Genomic DNA, 1,737 nt, shown 5'->3' with positions numbered 1-1,737 from the left:
AGCCTATCCCCGCCCCGCGCGGGGCGAAAGACCCGATGCCCTAGCCATGATGCGCGGCCACCGTCTTGAGGCTGGAGAAACCGTAGAGCGCCTCGAACCCCTTCTCGCGCCCGTGTCCCGAATGGCCCGTGCCGCCGAAGGGCAGTTCGACCCCGCCCGCGGCACCGTAGTTGTTGAGAAAGACCTGCCCCGCCCGCAGCCGCTTGGCCAGCCGCATCTGCCGCCCGCCGTCCGCGGACCAGACGCTCGCGACGAGGCCGTAGGGCGTGCCGTTCGCGATGACGACGGCCTCCTCCTCGTCGTCGAAGGGGAGAAGGACCTGAACGGGGCCGAAGATCTCCTCCTGCGCGAGGCGATCCTCCGGCGCGAGGCCGGCGAGGAGCACGGGGGCGACGTAGTGTCCGCCGTCGGGCGCGTCGGGGGCGACCCGCCCCTCGGCCACGCGTTGTCCCTGTCCCGCGAGGTCGAGGTAGCCCGTCACGATCTCCTTCTGGCGGGCGGAGATGAGAGGCCCGAGGTCGCGGTCGGACATCGCGGGGGCGGCGAGCTTGCCGCGGTAGACCTCGGCCATCCGCTCCGTCACCTCGTCGAAGCGCCGCCGTTCGACCAGGATGCGGGAGGAGGCCGAGCACGTCTGCCCCGCGTTCTGGAGCCCGGCGTTCACGAGGAAGGGCAGCGCCTTGCCGATATCGGCATCGGCGAAGACGAGCTGGGGCGACTTTCCGCCGAGCTCCAGCGTGACCGGAACGAGGTTCGCCGCCGCCGCCGTCTGCACGAGGCGGCCGGTGCCCACGGACCCGGTGAAGGAGACGTGGCCGACCCCCGGATGCGCGGTCAGCGCGGCACCCGCCTCAGCCCCGAGGCCGGGCACGACGTTGACGGCGCCATCGGGGAAGCCCGCCATCCGCGCGAGGTCGGCGAAGGCGAGCGCGGTCAGGCAGGCCTCCTCCGCCGGTTTCAGGACGCAGGCGTTCCCCATGGCGAGCGCCGCGCCGAGCGACCGGCCGATGATCTGCATCGGGTAGTTCCAGGGCACGATATGGCCGGTGACGCCGATGGGCTCGCGCAGCGTGTAGACGGTGAAGCCCTGCTGGAAGGGGATCGTCTCGCCCATGACCTTGTCGGCGGCGCCCGCGTAGAACTCGCAGTAGCGGGCCAGCGCGGTCACGTCCGCCCGCGCCTGCGTCAGCGGCTTGCCGACGTCCGTCGCCTCCATTTCGGCCAGCGCGTCGGCATGCTCCAGCACCAGCGCGCCCAGCCGCGCGAGGAGCCGTCCGCGCTCCACGGCGGTCAGCCGACCCCAATCGCCCGACAGCGCCTTGCGCGCGGCCTCGACCGCGGCGTCGATGTCCTCCGCGCCCCCGCGGGCGATGCGTCCGATCTCCCGCCCCGTGGAGGGGTCGGACATGGGCAGCGTCCCGCCCGAGGCGCAGCGCTGCCAGCGCCCGCCGATGAAGACCTTGTCGGTGTCGAACCAGGGTTGCATGCGAAGAGCCTTTCGTCAGGACGCGAAGTCGAGCTTCGGCGCGGCGGCCAGAAGCGCCCGCGTGTAGGGGTGTTGCGGGTCGGAGAAGACGGCCTCGGTCGCGCCCGTCTCGACGAAGCGGCCGGACTGCATGACCATGACCCGGTCGGTGATCGCGCGAACCACAGTCAGGTCGTGCGAGACGAACAGGTAGGACAGCCCGTAACTGTCCTGAAGCTCCGCCAGCAGGTCGAGGATGCGTTGGGCGGCGT

The 1,737-nt window shown here is 71.7% G+C and carries 2 protein-coding genes; both read right to left on the bottom strand.

Annotated elements, in window-relative coordinates; genetic code table 11:
- Positions 1-40 precede the first annotated feature (40 nt).
- Positions 41-1,486 (bottom strand): aldehyde dehydrogenase family protein, encoded by a 1,446-nt coding sequence (locus tag ACTS11_RS11895; protein WP_442640529.1) that lies wholly within the window; start codon positions 1,484-1,486, stop codon positions 41-43.
- A gap of 15 nt (positions 1,487-1,501) precedes the next feature.
- A partial coding sequence (locus ACTS11_RS11890; protein ID WP_442640528.1) for an ABC transporter ATP-binding protein occupies positions 1,502-1,737 on the bottom strand: 236 nt, incomplete at its 5' end.

The sequence above is a fragment of the Roseicyclus sp. genome (assembly GCF_052168335.1).
In the GTDB taxonomy this organism is placed as follows: domain Bacteria; phylum Pseudomonadota; class Alphaproteobacteria; order Rhodobacterales; family Rhodobacteraceae; genus Roseibacterium.
This window is presented reverse-complemented; position numbering and strand designations above follow the sequence as displayed.